Origin of the sequence: Arthrospiribacter ruber, from assembly GCF_019343195.1 — a bacterium.
Taxonomy (GTDB): domain Bacteria; phylum Bacteroidota; class Bacteroidia; order Cytophagales; family Cyclobacteriaceae; genus Arthrospiribacter; species Arthrospiribacter ruber.
This window is the reverse complement of sequence record NZ_RPHB01000004.1, coordinates 259,049-274,296: the sequence shown is the minus strand read 5'-3', so window position 1 is coordinate 274,296 and position 15,248 is coordinate 259,049. Positions and strand designations below refer to the sequence as shown.

The 15,248-nt window shown below is 39.7% G+C and carries 13 protein-coding genes; 7 read left to right on the top strand and 6 right to left on the bottom strand.

The genetic code is table 11. The annotated features are described in order from the left end of the window. Positions 1–36 precede the first annotated feature (36 nt). The 3 genes from EGN73_RS10025 (at position 37) to EGN73_RS10015 (ending at position 4,866) form a co-directional block, all read left to right on the top strand. Positions 37–1,719: an AMP-binding protein gene (locus EGN73_RS10025; protein ID WP_219288989.1), complete on the top strand. Its 1,683-nt coding sequence runs from the start codon at positions 37–39 to the stop codon at positions 1,717–1,719. 118 nt (positions 1,720–1,837) lie between these two features. Next, a complete protein-coding gene (locus EGN73_RS10020) occupies positions 1,838–3,445 on the top strand; it encodes a GMC family oxidoreductase (protein WP_219288986.1) in 1,608 nt (535 codons plus the stop codon). 47 nt (positions 3,446–3,492) lie between these two features. Next, a complete protein-coding gene (locus EGN73_RS10015; protein WP_219288983.1) occupies positions 3,493–4,866 on the top strand; it encodes an AGE family epimerase/isomerase in 1,374 nt (457 codons plus the stop codon). Between the two features lie 32 nt (positions 4,867–4,898). On the opposite strand, the gene EGN73_RS10010 is transcribed toward EGN73_RS10015, so the two are convergent. Next, positions 4,899–5,561 (bottom strand): metal-dependent transcriptional regulator, encoded by a 663-nt coding sequence (locus EGN73_RS10010; RefSeq protein WP_219288981.1) that lies wholly within the window; start codon positions 5,559–5,561, stop codon positions 4,899–4,901. 371 nt (positions 5,562–5,932) lie between these two features. On the opposite strand from EGN73_RS10010, the gene EGN73_RS10005 reads away from it, so the two are divergent. After that, positions 5,933–6,415 (top strand): hypothetical protein, encoded by a 483-nt coding sequence (locus EGN73_RS10005; protein WP_219288979.1) that lies wholly within the window; start codon positions 5,933–5,935, stop codon positions 6,413–6,415. On the opposite strand, the gene EGN73_RS10000 is transcribed toward EGN73_RS10005, so the two are convergent. Then, positions 6,400–7,536 (bottom strand): glycosyltransferase family protein, encoded by a 1,137-nt coding sequence (locus tag EGN73_RS10000; RefSeq protein WP_219288977.1) that lies wholly within the window; start codon positions 7,534–7,536, stop codon positions 6,400–6,402. The genes EGN73_RS10005 and EGN73_RS10000 overlap by 16 nt on opposite strands. A 34-nt stretch (positions 7,537–7,570) precedes the next feature. On the opposite strand from EGN73_RS10000, the gene EGN73_RS09995 reads away from it, so the two are divergent. Further along, a complete protein-coding gene (locus EGN73_RS09995; RefSeq protein WP_219288974.1) occupies positions 7,571–8,386 on the top strand; it encodes a 2,3,4,5-tetrahydropyridine-2,6-dicarboxylate N-succinyltransferase in 816 nt (271 codons plus the stop codon). A gap of 15 nt (positions 8,387–8,401) precedes the next feature. After that, positions 8,402–9,001: a tetratricopeptide repeat protein gene (locus tag EGN73_RS09990; RefSeq protein ID WP_219288971.1), complete on the top strand. Its 600-nt coding sequence runs from the start codon at positions 8,402–8,404 to the stop codon at positions 8,999–9,001. 65 nt (positions 9,002–9,066) lie between these two features. Here EGN73_RS09990 and EGN73_RS09985 read toward each other — a convergent pair whose 3' ends face one another. The 4 genes from EGN73_RS09985 to topA all read right to left on the bottom strand — a co-directional run bounded on the left by EGN73_RS09985 (position 9,067) and on the right by topA (position 14,585). Then, positions 9,067–10,401 carry a flavin-containing monooxygenase gene (locus EGN73_RS09985; RefSeq protein ID WP_219288969.1) on the bottom strand — a complete coding sequence of 445 codons (1,335 nt, stop codon included), beginning with the start codon at positions 10,399–10,401 and terminating at the stop codon, positions 9,067–9,069. Then, entirely contained in the window at positions 10,394–11,086 is a 693-nt protein-coding gene (locus EGN73_RS09980) for an SIR2 family NAD-dependent protein deacylase (protein ID WP_219288966.1), read from the bottom strand. The genes EGN73_RS09985 and EGN73_RS09980 overlap by 8 nt, the downstream gene beginning before the upstream one ends. Further along, complete coding sequence (locus EGN73_RS09975; protein WP_219288964.1) at positions 11,083–12,060, bottom strand: hypothetical protein; 978 nt, start codon at positions 12,058–12,060, stop codon at positions 11,083–11,085. Before EGN73_RS09975 ends, EGN73_RS09980 begins: the two co-directional genes overlap by 4 nt. Before the next feature lie 203 nt (positions 12,061–12,263). Next, entirely contained in the window at positions 12,264–14,585 is a 2,322-nt protein-coding gene (gene topA / locus EGN73_RS09970) for a type I DNA topoisomerase (RefSeq protein WP_219288961.1), read from the bottom strand. Positions 14,586–14,739: 154 nt separating this feature from the next. Between topA and EGN73_RS09965 the strand changes: the two genes are divergently transcribed. Next, on the top strand, positions 14,740–15,222 hold the full coding sequence (locus EGN73_RS09965) for a SixA phosphatase family protein (protein ID WP_219288958.1): 483 nt from the start codon (positions 14,740–14,742) through the stop codon (positions 15,220–15,222). Positions 15,223–15,248 lie beyond the last annotated feature (26 nt).

Here is a 15,248-nt window from a genome sequence, read left to right as displayed (position 1 = left end):
AGAATATTTAGTCTGAACCCAAAATAGAAAACGTTTATGCAAAATTTTCCTTGGTTGAAACATTACCCCAAGTCTGTGGATGCAGAAGTCGATGTTACTTCATACAGTTCTGTAGTCAATCTTTTTGAAGAAAGTGTGGGTAAGTTTGGCGATGCAGTAGCTTATGAGTGTATGGGAAAATCCATGACATTCAATGAACTGGATACCTATACCCAGCATTTTGCTTCATTTTTACAAAACGAATTAAAGTTGAGCAAAGGGGATAAAGTGGCAATCCAAATGCCCAATTGCCTTCAATACCCTGTGGCTTTGTTTGGCACCTTAAGAGCTGGAATGGTGGTAGTCAATGTGAATCCACTCTACACCGCCAAAGAAATGAAGCATCAATTGGAAGATTCGGGAGCAAGGGCTATTGTCATAGTGGAAAACTTTGCCTTCAATCTTGAAAAGATCCGAAATCAGATTCCTGCCACCAAGCATATCATCACCACTGGATTGGGCGATATGCTTGGCGGTCTTAAGGGAACTATCGTCAACTTGGTGGTAAAGTATGTTAAAAAGATGGTGCCTTCATTCAGTCTTCCAGGTGCATATTCTTGGAAAAATGCCATTTCCAAAGGTTCCAAGACAGGATTCAATAGGGAGTGGATGACTTTGGAAGATGCTGCCTTTTTGCAATATACTGGAGGTACTACAGGGGTATCTAAAGGAGCTGAACTTACCCATGCCAATATTGTGGCCAATATGCAGCAGATTTCAGCGTGGATGAAACCTAAGCTTAAGGATAATGAAGAAGTAGTGATTACTGCATTACCACTTTACCATATTTTTGCCCTCACGGTCAACTGTCTTGCCATGTTTAAAATCGGGGCCAGGAATATTCTGATTACCAATCCACGGGATATGCCTGGTTTTATCAAAGAGTTGGGCAAACACAAGTTTACTGTTATCACAGGAGTCAATACTTTGTTTAATGGATTGATGAATGCAGATGGGTTTAGTGAATTGGATTTCAGTAAATTAAAGGTAGCTGTTGGAGGTGGAATGGCAGTCCAAAAAGCTACTGCTGAGAAGTGGGAAAAGATAACAGGAGTGGCCTTGGCCGAAGGATATGGACTTACTGAAACATCCCCAGTGGCAGTTTGTAATCCGATTGACGGAACAGAAAGAATTGGCACCATTGGAATTCCTTTGCCCAATACAGACATCAAGGTCATTGACGATGAAGGAAATACTTTGGGAACTGGGGAAAAAGGTGAGCTGTGCATCAAAGGTCCTCAGGTGATGAAAGGATATTGGATGCGTCCTGATGAAACGGAAAAAGTAATGGATGGAGAGTGGTTCAAAACCGGCGATATTGCGGTCATTGATGAAGATGGTTTTGTCAAAATTGTGGACAGAAAAAAGGAGATGATTCTCGTTTCCGGATTCAATGTCTATCCCAATGAAGTGGAAAATGCAATAGCCTCACATCCAAAAGTGCTGGAAACAGGAGTCATTGGTATGCCTGACGAAAAATCTACAGAAAAAGTCGTGGCATACGTAGTTGCCAAAGATAAATCTGTCACAGAAGAAGAAATCATTGCCCATTGTAAAGAAGAGTTGACGAATTATAAGGTGCCTCGAGAGGTGTATTTTACAGAAGAGCTTCCAAAATCTAACGTGGGTAAGATACTGAGAAGAAAAATCAAGGAAATGCATGAAAGTAAGAATGGATAATAATAAAAATCAGCATCACAATGCAAAATAAAAGTTTGAATGGATGTCTTTATTGAGGCATCCATTTTTTATTTACCAAAATTTCAGGTAATTTTTTGGTGTTAATAGCCCAAAGACCTTGAAATATTTTGACTTTATCATCATAGGTGCAGGATCATCAGGATGTGTTCTTGCCAACAGACTTTCTGAAAATCCCAATAATCGGGTACTGTTGTTGGAAGCAGGACCTAAGGATTCCAAAACCGAGATACACATCCCTGGGGGATATGGGAAGCTTCATAGGTCCGATGTGGATTGGGCATTTTGGACAGAACCCCAAACTAAAGTAGAAAACAGAAGAATTTTTATCCCCAGAGGAAAAGTGCTGGGAGGATGCAGTAGCACTAACGCTATGGCTTATGTCAGGGGCAACCCCAATGATTTCGATCATTGGGCTTCGCTCGGAAATAAGGGTTGGTCATACAAAGAACTTCTTCCTTACTTCAAGAAATCTGAAAACAATCAGGATTTCAAAGGGGATTATTATGGGGATTCCGGTGCGCTCCATGTGGCATTTTCCGCCCAGCCACATCCACTTGGGTATCATTTTGTCAAAGCTTGCGAAGAAGCAGGAATTAAAGAAAACCCGGAGTACAACGGTGCTTCTCAAATGGGAGCCTCCATGCTGCAATACACCATTAAAAATAACCAACGGCAAAGTACAGCAGCTGCGTTTTTGAAACCCATACTGAAGAGAATTAACCTTAAAGTAATGACCGGAATATTGGTTAATAAAATATTGATTGACAATAATATAGCAGTAGGTGTTGAATGTTATGATTTAAATAAAAATAAACAAGAATTTTATGCAGAAAAAGAAGTGATTCTTTCTGCTGGAGCCATACAGTCTCCACAGATTTTGATGCTTTCAGGGATAGGAGATTTCGACTACCTCAAGGAATTTGGGATTGAGAAGAAATGTCATTTACCAGGGGTCGGGAAAAATCTGCAAGACCATATTTGGTCAGGCTTAAGTGCTGCTTCCAATGTGCCAACTGATAATAATGAGCTAAAACCATTCCGTATGGGAAAGGCATTGATACAATACCTGCTTTTCAAAAAAGGACCTTTGGGAAATGGTCCATTGACAGCAAATGCATTTTTAAATGTAAACCAATCTGATGCGATGCAGCCGGACATTCAGTTTCATTTTGTGGCATCAGCAGTCAAGGATGATTACAGCACTGATATTTATGACCTCAATACATTCCCGACCACCAGCGGCTATAGCCTGATGGTTATTCTGCTACAACCAAAAAGTAGGGGATATATTGGCCTTCGGGACAAAAGCCCTTTTTCTCCTCCACTTATTCAACCCAGACTATTGTCTGTGGAAGATGATCTGCAAACTTTGATCAAAGGAATGATTAAAGCAAAAGAGGTGATGGAACAGCCTTCGCTCAAGAGATTTCAAAAAGGTGAAATGGTCTTTCCCAAGAGTTTTGAGAAAGAAAACCTGCTTTTCCACATCTACAAATCCCTGGAAACATTGTATCACCCCGTGGGAACATGCAAGATGGGGCATGATCCGGAGGCAGTTGTAGATGATCAATTGAAAGTTCATGGTATCCAAAATCTCAGGGTAGCGGATGCTTCCATAATGCCTAAAATTATTTCAGGTAATACCAATGCCGCATGCATCATGATAGGCGAAAAGGCTTCTGATTTGATTATGGGTCATTGTTAAGTCTGATTAAATTCAAGTCAAATAGAAATTTAAACAAAGGTCAAAACATGCTTAAATTCAGTTCAAGTTTAATCTTAATTTGTTTTTTGGGGATTGTAAATATTGCTGAGGGGCAGGAAAAATCAAAGAAGAACCAAAGAGATTGGGCTGAATCTTATTCAATAGCATTGGAACAAAATTTAAGAGGCAATCTATTGGAGTCTTGGTACCCGAAGGCATTTGACTTTGATTCAGGAGGGTTTTTCAGTGACTTTGACTATGTTTTCGAATTAAAGTCAAGTCCTCAGAAGAAATTTATAGTCACCCAGTCCAGGCACCTATGGTCCAACTCAATTGGCCATCAGCTTTATCCTGAAACTGAACATTATTCAATCGGAATGAAATTGGGATTTCAATTTCTTAGGGATAAAATGTGGGATAAAGAATACGGAGGTTTTTATCAATTGGTAAATAGGAGTGGGCAGCCAATTGCGGAAGCAAGCAGCACCAAGACAGCTTACGGAAATAGCTTTGCCATCTATGCATTGGCTACATATTTTGCCAGTTCCCAAGATTCGGCCGGTTTGGATTTGGCTATCAGAACTTTTAATTGGCTGGAAAAGCACAGTCATGATAAAAACCATAAGGGATACTTTCAACATTTGGATAGAGAAGGGAAACCGATAAAAAGACCAATCGATGAACCTACTACTTCAGATATTGGATATAAAGACCAGAACTCTTCCATTCATTTGTTAGAAGCATTTACTGCCCTTTATGAAGTTTGGAAAGATCCTTTGCTTAAAATGCGTTTGGAAGAAATGTTTTTCTTGGTAAGAGATCAGATTACCCACGATAGAGGACATTTGATTTTGTTTTTTGAAGCGGATTGGACACCTGTTTCCTTTGCTGACCAAGAAGAAGAAGTCATACTGCAACATCGTAAATTGGATCATATTTCTTTTGGACATGATGTTGAAACAGCATTTCTCCTTATGGAAGCAGCCCAGACGCTCGGCTTAGGAGATGATCCCGTAACTTTGGCTAAGTCTAAAAAAATGCTTGATCATGCGCTGGAATTTGGCTGGGATAGGGAATTGGGCGGCTTTTATGACGAAGGTTATTACTTCGGAGAAGAAGCTGTTCCAAGGATAATTAAAGACAGTAAAAATTGGTGGGCACAAGCAGAGGGTATGAATGCAATTTTGATGATGGGGCTCTACTTTTCAGATGGTCCCAATGACTATTTGAACAAGTTTCAAAAGCAATGGGCTTATATAGATGCTTACTTGGTGGATCATGAAAATGGCGACTGGTATTCAGGAGGAAAAGATAAGCAACCTTCCATTGTAAAGGCAGATAAGGGGCATGCTTGGAAGGGGAATTATCACCAGGTCCGCTCCTTAAAGCACAGCATTAAAATGCTGGAAAAGCTACATTGAAAAAAACATTATAGGTGGATTTGTATTTAGGGCTATTGCATAACCAGAATATTACCAACCACATCTTTGGACATAAAGACTGATTTTTTGTTATCCACCAGAATTTCTACAGATCCGTCAAATTCTACTTTGTCCAATACTTTAATCCTTGCACCAATATATGCACCGATTTTGTCCAGGTAGCGGAGAAAAGCAGCACTACTGTCTTTCACTGCTACGATCTGACCTGTTCCGTTGATTTCGATTTCTGATAAGGGTAAACGTGGTCGGGATCTGATGTCTCCATATTCATCCGGTATTGGATCTCCATGTGGATCAAATTTTGGGAAACCTAAGTATTCGTCGAGTCTTTGGATAAGAAGACGGGATTTGATATGCTCCAGTTCATCGGCTACTTCGTGAACTTCATCCCAAGAGAAATTCAATTTTTCAACCAAAAAAACCTCCCAAAGCCTGTGTTTTCTGATTGTTTGCAAGGCCAGTTTCTTCCCTTCTTCAGTGATATGTACGCCATAATATTTACGGTATTCTATCACTTTTTTTTCTCCTAATTTCCTCAACATATCTGAAACCGATGCAGGACGGTTTTTCATTTCCGCAGAAATATCGTTGGTTGATACGCTTTTTTTGCCCTCTTCAGAAAGATGGAAAATCGCTTTGAGGTAATTCTCTTCAGAGTAGGTGAGTGTTGTCATAAATCTAAAATTCTTTTCAAAGATACTAATTTAGTCTATACTAAAAAATAATTTAACCCAGGCTAAATCAGCTGTGGATAACTCAAAAATATATGTGATCAAGTGATTAGGTATGGCTATAAAATAATTAAGAGTCGGCTTAAAAAATGTTTAAATACCAGTTTTACAGGAGATTATAAATTCAATTTTAGATCATGAAGCTGATAAAATCACAAAAAGTAAGAGTTTCCAATAGTCTAAAAATGGTTTCCAAAACGGGGCTGAGGTGGATAACTTTTTTAAGTGCTGTGGATAAGGTAGGGGAGAAAAAATTGTTCAAGTGATACTAATCCTTTCGTTTTTTGTTATCTTTACCAGAAAAATTAGTGGATATGAAAGCCTTATCCGTTGTTTTATTTGTCTGCACCATCTTTTTGCAAATTGAAAATGCTTTCTCTCAGACTTCTGAACGAGATATAGGAAACCTTACCTTAACCGGAAAAACTTTCTACCTGAATGGAGAAAGGATCAAACGTGCTGAATTGGCGAACCGGCTTGGTTCGGACACAGAGGCATACGGGTACCTTTCCAAAGCCCGAACATTCCGGACTTTATCAGATTTAAGTCTTTTTCCTGGGCTGTTTCTGATAGTTAATCCCACCACCAATGCCATATTGGGCAATGAGATGAATTGGATGATCTTTGGGGCTGGTGTCGGACTATTTATCCCTTCTATTTTCTTTGAAAGGGCGTATAGAAAAAATGCGGGAATGACTGTAGGCAGTTATAACAGCTATAGGGGGAGTGGAGCATATAAAAAAGAAATTAGGTTTGGGGTGACTGATCATGGGATCGGACTTCAGTACAGTTTTTGATCTTTAGTAAAGAGGTGTTCTATTACTTGTAAAAAGCTTTGTTTCTCTTGCAACCAATGTGCTTCTGATACTGATGAATTGTCATAAAATACCTTTGAAAAAATCGATTTGGCAATCAAGTCATAGTTTTTATTGCTTTTAAAGTCTACAGCTATTCCGGCATTGTACTTTTCAGCTAATGATTGCCACTTGGCATTAGGACTAAAAAGAAAAGCTTTTTTCAAAGCAAGACATTCGTAAAGTTTGCTGGGGATTTTCGGACTTATGTTTTTGGTCTGACGGTACGGCAGTAAGACCATATCCGCTGATTGGTAAGCTTCTAATATTTCTTCGTAGGAGATGGGGTCAGAAGATATGGTAAATTCCAAGTAGGGTTTATTTTGCACGTGCTGAAGCAGTTTTGTTCTAAAACTTTCAAGCGGTGCATGTCCCAAAATTTTTAATGTGGAATCAGGAAAATGTCTGTGGAAGTGATCAAACCAGAGAAGTGCATCCATACTCCCATAAATCTCCGCAAGCGTGCCGCACAGTAAAAAATTGAGCTTGCTTGGGCCTAATTTGAATGGTCGGCTTGAATTGATTTTTGGACCTTGATATTTGTTTTCTAATACAGTGTGATTTTTGATCTTTGGAAATTCGGTCACATAACATTTTTCCGCAAAAATAAAGTGATCTGTAAACGGTCTTGAACTGAATTCAATAAATTTTATTAATAATGACCCCAGCTGCTTTGTTAGTATATGTTTAGAATTGTTGAGTCTGAAGTTCAGTGCATAGTTTTCCTGAATGTCATAGACGAGCTTGTATCTGAAAATACATTTGCCCAATAAAGCAGCTGGAAGAAGCTCATAAGTAGTTACAATAAGGCTTTTTGGTCTGATTTTTCTCAATAGTTTTAAGAGTCTGATGCTTACGTTCAGTCGGGCAAAGGAATTTCTTTTTTTGTAAAAAAGGGGATGGAATTTTATCAATTCTTCATCTGTTTCTTTTTTTGAATAAAATCCTATGATGTTAATCTGGTATTTATTTGTTTCACGCAGCGAAAGGGCAAATTTGTAATAGCTCCTTGGATCTTTTAAGGGTTTGAGTACAGAAGCAATAGCAATTTTGACCGGATGCATGATGTATTTTAAGTGTATAGAACCAACCAAAAATATGGATTTACAAACGATAATTGAAAAAGCCTGGGAAAACAGGGACTTGCTTAAAGAAAAAGATGTTGAAATTGCCATCAAAACTGTTATTTCTGATTTGGACAGTGGTCAATTGAGGGTAGCAGAGCCAGATGGAGAAGGAGGCTGGAAGGTCAATGATTGGGTAAAAAAGGCCGTGATCTTATATTTTCCAATTCAGAAAATGCATACCATAGAAGTGGGACCGTTTGAGTTTCACGATAAGATGGCTTTAAAAACCAATTATGCCAAGCAAGGGGTGCGGGTTGTTCCACATGCTGTGGCACGTTATGGTGCCTTTTTGGCAAGTGGAGTAGTAATGATGCCTTCCTATGTCAATATTGGCGCATATGTGGACAGTGGCACGATGGTTGATACTTGGGCTACAGTAGGATCTTGTGCTCAGATAGGTAAAAATGTCCATTTAAGTGGTGGAGTAGGTATTGGTGGGGTTTTAGAACCCGTACAGGCCGCTCCGGTAATCGTGGAAGACGGTGCCTTTATTGGGTCGAGAGCTATCATCGTTGAAGGAGTAAGAATTGGTAAGGAAGCTGTGGTAGGTGCTGGTGTTACCCTTACAGCCAGCTCTAAGATCATTGATGTCACAGGGAGAGAGCCAAAAGAATATAAAGGTTACGTACCACCAAGATCAGTAGTGATTCCGGGTTCAATAACCAAAAATTTTCCAGCTGGGGAATTTCAGGTCCCATGTGCCTTAATCATTGGTCAAAGAAAAGCTTCCACAGATCTTAAAACTTCCCTTAACGATGCATTGAGAGAAAACAATGTAGCAGTTTAAATTAAGGAGTATATAATGAAGTTCAGTAAATGGGTATATGTTGCCCTTATCAGCATAATTTTAGCCTCTTGCTCAGCAGGAGAATCCAATAAAGGGGATCAATTGTATTCGGCCGGCAAATATGAGGAAGCCATTGATGCTTATGACACTTATTTGGTCAACAGACCCAAAAACGTACAGGCCCTATACAACAGAGGCAGGTCACATGAGGAATTAGGTGACTTTGAAAAAGCAGAAAGGGATTTCTTAGCGGCTTTATCGCATGATTCCAAGAATGTCCAGGTTTTGCTCAGCTTATCCAACTTGTATCAAAGACAGAAAAAGCATAGTCAGGCATTACTTTACGCGGAATATGCGGTAGAAGTACCAGGTGCTCCTGCTATGGCTTATTTCATGAAAGGAAGGGCTTTGCATCAATTGGGAAATACTGAAGAGGCCAACAAAGAATACAGTTCTGCCATCAAAATGGATAAGAACTTCGGACAGGCATATTATTATAGAGGTTTGTTAAAATTTGCCACGGATAGAGTTCAATCGGGTTGTGAAGACATGAGAGCGGCCATCAAATTGAATTTTGAGGATGCCCGTGAGGCCATGGACAGATATTGCCAATAAAGGCTTAACATATATTTATCTAGCTTTTCTAGATCAATAAAAAAGGGGGCAATTTGCTCCCTTTTTTATTGATGCATTTCTTGTGTTTTAGGTTGTTTGGAGACGTAGTCAGATGGAAGCAGTTTCAAAAGGGCTTTTCTAAACTTATGATAATCTACCGTAATGGTATGACGTGGTGTATCAATTTGTCTGTAATGTGGATTTCTGGCTTCTTTTTGACATAGTTCACTGATGTTTTCCGGTCTTTTCCATTCTCCGGCGATTTCTCTAGCCATCACTTTAGACTGAAGCTCAGCACCTGGCCAGATGCATCCAAGTGGCTGAAACATGCCGATGAAAAACAGATTTTCTATTTTCGGATGGAACATTTTAAGATACAAAGGAACTGGACCTGAACTGTAGTCAATAAATTTTTTATCAAAGAACGGATGGGAAAGGTAATATCCCGTGCAGGCAATGACAGCGTCATATTCTTCCTCCAATCCATCTTCAAAAATCACTTTTTTGCCTTCAAATTTCTGAATATCCAGCCTTGGCTGCACTTTTCCATGCCTGACTTTATAAAGCAATTCGTCATTAATGGTCGGATGAACTTCCCCAAACTTCGTCTCTACTTTTCGTAACCCGTAAAGCTTATTGTCGCCCACCAAAATTTTAAGCAAGGTGTCAAAAAAGAAGCTTCGAACTTTCAAGGGGATCCAACTTCCTTTTTCTCCAATTTTATCCGAAGGCTGTCCGAAAAAGAACTTTGGAATGATCCTGTATCCCCTTCTCCATGAAATGGCTGTAAAGGCACTTACCCGACTTGTTTCCACCGCCACATCGCAGGCTGAGTTACCACCTCCAATCACCAAAACCCTTTTGTCTTTGAACGGTGCAGCTTTTTTGTAAGAATGGGAATGAAGAAATTCCCCTTCGAAGGTTCCGGGGTAGGAGGGCCATCTTGGGTTCCAGTGATGTCCATTGCAGACTACCAGGTGTGTAAAGTTTTCAATTGATTCCGCCCCTTCTTTTTCAAGATGGATCTGCCAGCTTCCATCTTCTGTTATTTCACATTTTTTGACCAATATCCCAAATCTGATATGATCATATAGATTAAATTGAGATGCATAGGCCTGAAAATAATTCCTCAATTCATCATGTGAAGGATAGTCTGCGGTATTGGGATCAAAATCATCAAAGGTAAAATCTTCGTATTGGGAAAGGGTTTTGGAACTGATGATATGGGTGGTTTCAAATACACTTGAATGGGATTCATTCTCCGTAAAAATCCAATTGCCCCCTACATCTATATTCCGATCAAAGGCAATGGCATGTAGCCCTTTATCCAGTAAGTTTTTCAGGGCGGTAATTCCCGAAGGACCAGCGCCGATTACAGCGATTTTGGGTGTATTAGGCATATTTTTCTATGAGTTCATCAGCCATTTGCTTGGTACCGATTGAGGCAGGAGCTTCAATTTTCTTCAAATTGGGAATAACTCCTGTCTCGGGCACTTTTACATCTACAATGTATTTTGGACAGGTTTCAGAAGCATATCGGATCAGACCTGCTGCAGGATAGACATTTAGCGATGTACCGATGACCGCAAAAATATCAGCTTTAGCAGAAATATCCATTGCAGGCTCGATCATGGGAACTAATTCTCCAAACCAGACAATAAATGGTCTCAGTTGACTTCCTTTTTCACATTTATCTCCAAGTTTGATTTCCCATCCCTCCATTTCATAAACCAATCTAGGGTCTACAGTACTTTGGGATTTGAAGAGTTCCCCATGCAAATGAAGGACATTGCTGGAGCCGGCTCTTTCGTGCAGGTTGTCTACGTTTTGGGTAATGATAGTCACATCAAAGAATTTTTCCAGGCGGAAGAGTTCCTTGTGCCCTTCATTGGGCATTACAGTGAGTGCCTGCTTTCTTCTTTTATTGTAAAAATCCAAAACCAATTCCTTATTTTTTCTCCATCCCTCTGGAGAGGCAACTTCCATTACGTCGTGTCCTTCCCAAAGTCCACCACTGTCTCTGAAAGTACTTATGCCGCTTTCAGCAGATATTCCTGCTCCTGTCAGTACAACAAGTTTTTTCATTTTTTACTCTCCTCAATGACTTCTTTTTCCATTTTCTTTTTTATGAATTGCCCGCCGCCTATTGCTCCCAGTACCAAAGCAAGGTAAGGAATCAGCATGGAAATATAACTGAACTGTGTGAGGTCTTTGACCATGGCAAAGGAAAAGGCTGCAAGCCATGAAACCATGGAAACACCACCTACTGCAAAAGCTACCCTTTTGAGGTTTTGGTCTTCCTCCAGGTTTTCCTTAATCAGAGAAAGCTTTTCAATTTTGGGCATCATGTAGAAGTTTAAGAAAATGCCATTGATGCTCAATACCAGGACAGCGGTCATCTTCATTAAGAAACGTGGGTTACTGTTGTAGCCGGAAATGTCTGTCAGATAAATTGCCACCCCGGTCACCATAAGCAAAACCAAACCCAGAATGATCATCTGGGAAATGAGGTGCATGATCACAGCTTCCGATGAATTGATCCTGAAATTTCTCAAAAAATGAAATATTAAAATATCAAGGATCAATGTGCCTCCAAGTCCGAGGATCATACCGAGTAAGTGGAAGGTGAGTAAGTATTCCAAGGCTGCTTCCATTTTCAAAACCGGATTGGCCATAAAATAATATACTATGGTAGCGATGCCCACATTGAGGAAAATATACACCAAGGTTGGCCATTTAAAATCCACTGATTTGATAAATGACATACCAAGCTTGTAAAGGAAAATCAAAAATGCGCAGGCAGAAACCAAGAAGAATGTCAGGTTGAGTTTCTCAGGATTACCTCCTAATATCCAATCCACTAAAGATGCCAATGCCATTAAACCAAAATAGGCAATTACCAGCTTTTCATAAGGGACTTTGAGTATATACATCCCTTTGATATGGTCCAGGGCATCATCTTCCCGTACTTCTGTTCTTTCCCGATTCTTAAATTGATAAGCTCCTAATAAAAGCCCTAGAATAGACAGCAGAAAAACACTGATGATTTGTATGCTCATAAAACTGAAGTTTGTTGGTTCTTTAATTTAACCAAATAAGTCAAAAAAGCGTAGTCTTTGACCTGTTTGGTTTCAAAATGGTTAGAAATACCCCGGATTGTTTACCAGAACTATACCAGAACGGAGGATATCAAAAGGTCTTTGGATTTTGGAAAAACAGAAAGGCAAAAAAAAAGCTGTCACTTTTGGGTGACAGCCTTGGGTTATTTTTTCTTGGCGAAGGATCTTCCTTTCTTCTTTACAGGTTGATTTTCAATTATTTCTATTGTCTCACTATAAGTAAGACTTTCAGCTTCTTTGTCTTTCGGGATTTTGAAATTATTCTTACCGAACTTGATATATGGTCCCCATCTTCCGTTCAGGATCTGGATTTCCGGATTTTCATCAAAGGTTTTGATATGTTTTTTCTCATCTGCCTCTCTCTTTTCTTTAATAAGCTGAATGGCTTCTTCTTCGTTTATGCTTAATGGATCGTGTTCTTTGCCCAAGGATACAAATTTGCCATCGTGCCTGATATAAGGGCCAAATCTTCCTACTGCGGCCACAATTTTTTTATCTTCAAAGAAGCCTACATCCCTTGGAAGTTTGAAGAGCTCAAGGGCATCTTCCAAGCTGATATTTTCTATAAACTGACCTTTTTTAAGACTGGCAAACTGTTTTTCTTCGTCCTCTTGATCACCGATCTGCACCAAAGGGCCAAATTTACCCAGTCTAGCTATTACAGGTTTTCCGGTTTTAGGGTCATTTCCAAGTTCCCTTGAGCTGTTGATATCCGCTCTGGCCACATTGGCCGTTTCTTCTACTCTTGTATGGAACTTGCCGTAAAAATTGGCAATCATGTCTTCCCAGTTTTGTCCGCCATGTGCAATGTCATCGAATTCCTTCTCCACATTGGCTGTAAAAGAAAAATCAATCACGGTAGGGAAGTGCTCTACAAGAAAATCATTGACTACCATTGCAATATTGGTAGGGAAGAGTTTGTTCTTATCTGCTCCAGTGATTTCGGTTTTTTCCTGTTGAGAAAACTGATTGTCCTTTACCTTCATTTCGAGGTATTTTCTCTCAGTTCCATCTCGGGATTCTTTGATGACGTAGTTCCTCTTTTGAATGGTGGAAATGGTAGGAGCGTAAGTGGATGGCCTACCAATGCCCATTTCTTCCAGCTTCTTGACCAAGGAAGCTTCAGTGTACCTTGGAGCAGGTCGGGTAAAGCTTTCCCTTCCTTTTATTTCAATAAGGTGTAGAGCCTGACCTATTTCCAAGGGAGGTAGAAGGCCTTTATTTTGGTTTTCTTCATCTTCCTGTTCATCATCAGTACTTTCCAGATAGACTTTAAGAAAACCTTCAAATTTGATTACTTCACCACTAGCTGAGAGTTTTTCCGGAGTGGTAGAAATCCCAATTGTCACATTTGTTTTTTCCAATTGGGCATCGGCCATCTGAGATGCTATAGCTCTTTTCCATATCAACTCATACAGTCTCTGTTCATTCCTGTCTCCGCTAACTTCCTGCTTTGCAAAGTCCGTAGGCCTAATGGCTTCGTGAGCTTCCTGAGCACCTTCTGATTTGGTAGTGAATTTTCTTGCCTGATGATATTCCTTCCCATAAGCACTTTGGATTTCATTTTTTGCAGCAGACATGGCATCTTCAGAAAGGTTGACGCTATCTGTTCTCATATAGGTGATTTTACCTGCTTCGTATAGTTTCTGAGCTACAGACATGGTTTGAGCTACAGAAAAATACAGTTTTCTACTTGCCTCTTGTTGTAAGGTTGAGGTGGTAAATGGCGCTGCTGGGGATTTTTTTCCCGGCTTGGTTTCCAGGTTTTCAATGATAAATTCCGCAGCGATACATTTTTTCAAAAATTCTTCTGCAAGCTCCCTGGTTTCGAATTTTTTGGGAAGTTCAGCAGAAAGCTGTTTCCCTTTTACATCGAATAGTGCGGTAATTCTGTAAGAAGATTTGGACTTGAATTTTTCAATTTCTCTTTCTCTTTCTACTATCAACCGGACAGCTACGGATTGTACCCTTCCTGCAGACAGGCCGGATTTGATTTTTTTCCAGAGGATAGGGGATAGTTCAAAACCCACCAAACGGTCAAGGATCCTTCGAGCCTGTTGGGCATTGACGAGATCCAAATCTATCGTCCTGGGATTTTCTATTGCCTTGGTAATGGCGTTTTTGGTGATTTCCCTGAAGACGATCCTTTTTGTATTGTCCTCCTTCAGTTTTAAAACCTCTTTCAAGTGCCATGAAATAGCTTCTCCTTCTCGGTCATCATCACTGGCAAGGTAGATGGTTTCAGAATCCTTGACCAGTTTTTTCAACTCTTTGATAACCTCTTTTTTATCAGGGGTGACTTCATAGGTAGGTTTGAAATTATTTTTGATATCAATCGCTTTATCGCCTTTGGGCAAATCCCTTACATGGCCGTAACTCGACGCAACTTTAAAATCCTTACCTAGGTAGCCTTCTATGGTTTTGGCTTTGGCAGGCGACTCTACGATGACTAAATTCTTTGACATAAGCTCTCATTTAAAAGATCGGAATGCTTCATGCATTCGAAATAAAAGCCTAAAAATAGATGGCATTCTAATCCTTTCCAAATTTGCCTTACCTTCTACAAGCGCTTGGCATGATTATTTCAACTATTTTCAAGCAATAAACACCTTTGCAACTATGGCAACAAACAAGATGTTATATCTTCTGAGGCACGGGGAGGCTGAAATGGCTTTTGGCCAACATGAAGATTTCAATAGACAACTGACATCCAATGGAATAGCACAGCTCAAAAGATTGGGAAAAATCTTGGCACTTAATGCAACATCTTTTGACCAAGTCCTTTCAAGCAGTGCCAGAAGAACCATGATGACTACAGACCTTATCAATGAATTTGTACCTTCCTCAAAAATTATTTTTGAAGAGGGGCTATATGAAGCCTACACTGAGCAAATCCTGAATCATATCAATAAGGTAGATAAAAATGTAGATAGCCTGCTTTTGGTTGGCCACAATCCGGGAATAAGTTCTATAGCCTCTTATATTACACAAGGGCAATTTTTAAGTATGCTCCCTGGAATGATGGCAAAAATATCCATTGAAGTTGATTGCTGGTCCATGGTAGGACGCCAGACAGGGGTCTTAATAGAAATACTTCAATAAGATTTTTGGATTGTGAGGGATTTAAT

Coding starts and splice junctions, on each gene's coding strand:
- EGN73_RS09990 (WP_219288971.1), top strand. CDS start 8,402: ATGAAGTTCAGTAAATGGGTATATGTTGCCCTTATCAGCATAATTTTA.
- EGN73_RS09995 (WP_219288974.1), top strand. CDS start 7,571: ATGGATTTACAAACGATAATTGAAAAAGCCTGGGAAAACAGGGACTTG.
- EGN73_RS09980 (WP_219288966.1), bottom strand. CDS start 11,086: ATGAAAAAACTTGTTGTACTGACAGGAGCAGGAATATCTGCTGAAAGC.
- EGN73_RS09985 (WP_219288969.1), bottom strand. CDS start 10,401: ATGCCTAATACACCCAAAATCGCTGTAATCGGCGCTGGTCCTTCGGGA.
- EGN73_RS10025 (WP_219288989.1), top strand. CDS start 37: ATGCAAAATTTTCCTTGGTTGAAACATTACCCCAAGTCTGTGGATGCA.
- EGN73_RS09965 (WP_219288958.1), top strand. CDS start 14,740: ATGGCAACAAACAAGATGTTATATCTTCTGAGGCACGGGGAGGCTGAA.
- EGN73_RS10015 (WP_219288983.1), top strand. CDS start 3,493: ATGCTTAAATTCAGTTCAAGTTTAATCTTAATTTGTTTTTTGGGGATT.
- topA (WP_219288961.1), bottom strand. CDS start 14,585: ATGTCAAAGAATTTAGTCATCGTAGAGTCGCCTGCCAAAGCCAAAACC.
- EGN73_RS10010 (WP_219288981.1), bottom strand. CDS start 5,561: ATGACAACACTCACCTACTCTGAAGAGAATTACCTCAAAGCGATTTTC.
- EGN73_RS10000 (WP_219288977.1), bottom strand. CDS start 7,536: ATGCATCCGGTCAAAATTGCTATTGCTTCTGTACTCAAACCCTTAAAA.
- EGN73_RS10005 (WP_219288979.1), top strand. CDS start 5,933: ATGAAAGCCTTATCCGTTGTTTTATTTGTCTGCACCATCTTTTTGCAA.
- EGN73_RS09975 (WP_219288964.1), bottom strand. CDS start 12,060: ATGAGCATACAAATCATCAGTGTTTTTCTGCTGTCTATTCTAGGGCTT.